General features: G+C 66.2%; 6 protein-coding genes. 3 read left to right on the forward strand and 3 right to left on the reverse strand.

Translation table 11 applies throughout. The features are described 5' to 3' along the window. The 3 genes from QOD90_RS23380 to QOD90_RS23390 form a co-directional block, all read right to left on the reverse strand. A partial coding sequence (locus QOD90_RS23380) for a MaoC/PaaZ C-terminal domain-containing protein (protein WP_526353545.1) occupies nt 1-302 on the reverse strand: 302 nt, incomplete at its 3' end. Further along, a complete protein-coding gene (locus QOD90_RS23385; RefSeq protein WP_526353547.1) occupies nt 299-757 on the reverse strand; it encodes a MaoC family dehydratase in 459 nt (152 codons plus the stop codon). The genes QOD90_RS23385 and QOD90_RS23380, both read right to left, overlap by 4 nt. 4 nt (nt 758-761) lie before the next feature. Continuing rightward, nucleotides 762-1,946: a thiolase family protein gene (locus QOD90_RS23390; RefSeq protein WP_526353549.1), complete on the reverse strand. Its 1,185-nt coding sequence runs from the start codon at nt 1,944-1,946 to the stop codon at nt 762-764. A gap of 282 nt (nt 1,947-2,228) precedes the next feature. Here QOD90_RS23390 and QOD90_RS23395 point away from each other — a divergent pair, with 282 nt between their 5' ends. The 3 genes from QOD90_RS23395 to QOD90_RS23405 all read left to right on the forward strand — a co-directional run. After that, the gene (locus QOD90_RS23395; protein ID WP_526353551.1) at nt 2,229-3,002 is read left to right on the forward strand and encodes an HAD-IIA family hydrolase; all 774 of its coding nucleotides are present in this window, start codon (nt 2,229-2,231) and stop codon (nt 3,000-3,002) included. A 2-nt stretch (nt 3,003-3,004) separates the two neighbouring features. Then, on the forward strand, nt 3,005-4,210 hold the full coding sequence (locus tag QOD90_RS23400) for a CoA transferase (protein ID WP_526353553.1): 1,206 nt from the start codon (nt 3,005-3,007) through the stop codon (nt 4,208-4,210). After that, the coding region (locus QOD90_RS23405; protein WP_526353555.1) for an acyl-CoA thioesterase at nt 4,207-4,529 on the forward strand (323 nt) is incomplete at its 3' end. The genes QOD90_RS23400 and QOD90_RS23405, both read left to right, overlap by 4 nt.

A 4,529-nucleotide genomic window follows, 5' to 3' on the forward strand; every position in this document is an offset into this window, starting at 1 on the left:
ACCTTGCCGGTGGCGGTCGGCTTGCCGTACAGAGGCGTGATGGCGGCGAAGCGCACCCGATAGCTGCGGATCGCCTGCGGGTCAACCCAATCGGTCAGCAGCCGACCCAGATATGCCATCGACAGCATGCCGTGGGCGAACACGTCGTCGAGGCCCGCTGACTTCGCGACGTCGACGTCGATGTGCATCGGGTTGTGATCGCCTGATGCACCCGCGAAGAGGGCCAGCGTGGTCCGGGAGATCGGCTTGATCTCTAGCGGCGGCAACTCGGTGCCGACCGTGATGTCCTGTGTCGCGGTCATTTTGCTGCCCCTGGATTGCGTACGACGATTACGGTCTTCAGTTCGGCGACCAGGTCGCCGTTCTCACGGGTCACCGTGGAGGACTTCTCGATGAAGTCCAACGCGCCGCCCTTCTTGCTGTAGACGTTGCCGATCCGCGGAGTCACGGTGAGCACGTCGCCGGCCACCGCCAGTGAGTGGTAGGTGAATGACTGCTCGCCGTGCAGCACGCGACGCAGGTCGACGCCGATACCGCTCAACCATGCGAAGGGGTCTGGGCTTTCGAGTTCGATGCCGAACAGGAACGTCGGCGGCACCGGCAAGTCACGGTGCCCCGCAGCGTTGGCCGTCTCCGGGTCGGTGAAGACGGGGTTGGTTTCACCAATCGCCTTGGCGAAGAATTTAAGCCGACCGGCATCCACCGTCATGGTGAGCGGCGGAAACTCCGTCCCGATCACACTCTGGTCCACCGACATTCGGTCAGCTCACCTTCTCGTAGAGGGTCACGACGGCGGCGCCGCCGAGTCCGATGTTGTGCTGCAGTGCGAGCCTGACCCCGTCGACCTGGCGCGCCTCGGCTTGCCCACGCAGCTGCCAGACCAGCTCGGCGCATTGCGCCAGACCGGTCGCACCGAGCGGGTGGCCCTTCGACAGGAGCCCGCCCGATGGATTGGTGACGATTCGCCCGCCGTAGGTGTTGTCGCCGTCGGCGATGAACTTCGCGGCGGTCCCCTCGGGGGTCAACCCGAGGACCTCGTAGGTGAGCAGTTCGTTGGTGGTGAAGCAGTCGTGCAGTTCGACGACGCGGATGTCCTCGGGACCTACGCCAGCTGCCTCGTACACCTGGTCCGCCGCGGCCTTGGCCATGTCGTAGCCGACGACGGTCATCATGTTGCCGCTGAACGTGGACGCGTAGTCGGTGGTCATGGCCTGAGCCCTGATCACCACCGAGCCGTCGAGCCCGTTGGCGTCGGCGAATTCTTCGCTACACAGAATTGCGGCGGCCGCGCCGCAGGTGGGCGGGCAGCACTGCAACCGGGTCAGTGGTCCGTAGATCTGCGGCGACGCCAACACTTCCTCGATGCTGACCGGGTCGCGGAACACCGCGTACGGGTTGTTGGCGGCGTGCTTGCGAGCCTTGACCGAGATCTGGGCGAAGACCTTGGTGTCCATGCCGTACTTCTCGGCGTACGCCGCGCCGGCGCCGCCGAAGTACTGGGCGGCCATCGGCGCTTGCTCGTCCCAGCCCTGCAGGGACTTGGTGGCGTCATCGAACCGGTCGAAGGCGCTCGGTCGGTCGCTCCACATCGAGCCGAGCGCTCCGCGCATCATCTGCTCGAAGCCCAGGGCGATGACGCAGTCGGCCGCGCCGGTCTCGATCGCCTGGCGGGCCAGGAACAGCGCGGACGAGCCCGTCGAACAGTTGTTGTTGACGTTGACGATCGGGATCCCGGTCTGACCGAGCCCGTACAGCGCGGCCTGGCCGGACGTCGAGTCGCCGTAGACATACCCCACGTATGCCTGCTGCACGCTCGCGTACTCAATGCCGGCGTCGCCAAGGGCACGGCGTGCGGCCGCTTCGCCCATCGCGTCATACGGCTCGCTGTTCCTAGGCGTGGTGAAGGGAATCATCCCGACACCGGCCACTACGACATTTCGACTCATGTGGGCTCCTCGACAAACAAACTAGGGAAGATTCACTTAGTACACCACATGATCCCCGCCGACGGCAACAGTCATGTTGTAAGACGCAGGCAGACTAGAAGGTTGACCAGGGCCGGGCATCGATCCGGCGATCATCGATGGATCATGCGGAGCTATGCAATATTCATCTCACCCGGTAGGACCGGCACGCTTCCGACGTTCGGGCGCTCGGCTCGCCGCGGATTCCGTCGACTGTGGTGGTGCGCTGCCCCCGGCGATGCCGGGACTTGCCACACTGGGGGTATGCGTAAGACACCGCAGTGCTGGCTCACTGACATGGACGGCGTCCTCGTACACGAGGAGCGTGCCCTACCCGGAGCCGCCGAATTCCTTCAGCGGCTGGTGGAGAAGGACCGTCCCTTCCTGGTCCTTACCAACAACTCGATCTTCACCCCGCGGGACCTGGCAGCCCGCCTGCTGCGATCTGGTCTGGAAGTGCCGGAAGCCTCGATCTGGACGTCGGCGCTGGCGACCGCCGCCTTCCTGCACGATCAGCTTCCCGGCGGGTCCGCCTACGTGATCGGCGAGGCAGGCCTGACGACGGCGTTGCACGAAGTGGGCTACACACTGACCGATACCGGACCCGACTTCGTGGTCCTCGGCGAAACGCGGACCTATTCGTTCGAGGCGATCACGAAGGCCATCCGGCTGATCGGCGGCGGGGCCCGCTTCATCGCCACCAACCCCGATGTCACCGGCCCTTCCGCCGAGGGACCGACGCCCGCCACCGGTTCGGTTGCGGCGCTCATCACCAAGGCCACCGGTCGGGAGCCCTACTTCGTGGGCAAGCCGAACCCAATGATGTTCCGCAGCGCGCTCAACCGCATCGAGGCGCACTCCGAGAGCACCTTCATGGTCGGAGACCGGATGGACACCGATGTCGTCGCGGGCATCGAGGCCGGCCTCGAGACGATCCTGGTGCTCACCGGATCGACTGCCGTCGCCGACATCCAGAAATATCCGTTCCGGCCGAGTCGGGTGCTCGACTCCATCGCCGACGCCATCGAGCTCATCTGACGATGACTGACGGACCAGACGCGGCCAGGCCGTTGGCCGGGGTGCGGATCATCGAGATCTCCAGCTTCGTCGCCGTTCCACTGGCAGGCATGACGCTCGCCCAACTGGGTGCCGAGGTGATTCGCGTCGATCCCGTCGGTGGGGCGGCTGACTATCACCGCTGGCCGTTGACCGCCGACGGCGAGAGCATCTACTGGGCGGGGCTCAACAAGGGCAAGCTGTCCGCCGCGATCGACGTGCGCTCCGTCCAAGGGCAGGAGCTGATCACGCGGCTCATCGCCGATAGCGGCATCCTGATCACCAATGTGGCTGGGCGTCAGTGGCATTCATACGAGGCGCTGGTGAAGTTGCGGCCGGACCTCATCCACGTCGAGGTGTCCGGGCGGGCCGACGGCGGTACCGGCGTCGACTACACCGTCAACGCGGGCATCGGCTTCCCGATGGTCACTGGGCCTGCCGATCTCGCCGATCCCGTCAACCACGTCCTACCCGCTTGGGACGTCACCTGCGGACTGTACGTCGCCCTCGCCGTGACGGCGGCGCTGCGGCACCGGGAGGCCACCGGGGAGGGCCAGCGCGTCGGCATCCCCCTGGAGAACGTGGCCCTGGCCACGGCGGGCAACCTCGGCTTCCTCACCGAGGTGATGGTCAACGGCGTGGCGCGCGAACGCATCGGCAACTCGATATTCGGCCAGTACGGCCAAGCCTTCACCAGCGGTGACGGGGCGTCGTTCATGATCGTCGCGCTCACCGGCCGTCACTTCCGGGACCTGGCCGAGGTCACCGGGGTGACGAAGGCCGTTGCCGCACTTGGTGACTCGCTCGGCGCCGACTTCACCGATGAGGGACAGCGGTATCGGCACCGCGATGCGCTGACGGGCCTGTTCACGGTGTGGTTCACCGATCACACCGCCGACGAGATCACCGCGGCGCTGTCGGTGACGTCGATCCTGTGGGAGCGCTACCGCAGCTTTGCCGACACGGCGGTCGGCCCGAAGGTGACAGACAATCCCCTGTTCAGCATGCTTGATCAACCGCGCATCGGTGAGTACCAGGCGCCGGGATTGCCGATGGCGGTCAATGGTGCCTATCGGCCCGCGGTGCCGTCGCCCGAACTCGGCGATCACACCGGTGACGTGCTGCGTGCCCGGCTCGGCTTGTCCGACGACGAGATCGGTCGGCTGACCGAGGCGGGCACCGTCGCGTGAGCGTGCTTCTGCGTCTGCTCGACGTTCGGCCCGGCTCATCGGAGGAGTCTTGGATCGGCCCGGCGAGTGGTCCCGAGGGAAAGCGTTCGTTCGGCGGTCAGTTCATGGCCCAGACCCTGGCCGCCGCCGCCCGCACCGTCGAGCCCGCCAAGCTGCCCACCAGCATGCATCTGCAGTTTCTTCGGGGCGGCGAGGCGGGGGAGAACGTCGAGTACACCGTGCAGCGCGTCTTCGACGGCCGAACCGCCTCGGCACGTCGGGTGGAGTCCCGTCAGGCTGGACGTCTGATGACCGCCGCCAGCGTCTCGTTCTCGTTGCC

The sequence above is a fragment of the Mycobacterium sp. genome, from assembly GCF_032161845.1.
Classification (GTDB): Bacteria; Actinomycetota; Actinomycetes; order Mycobacteriales; family Mycobacteriaceae; genus Mycobacterium.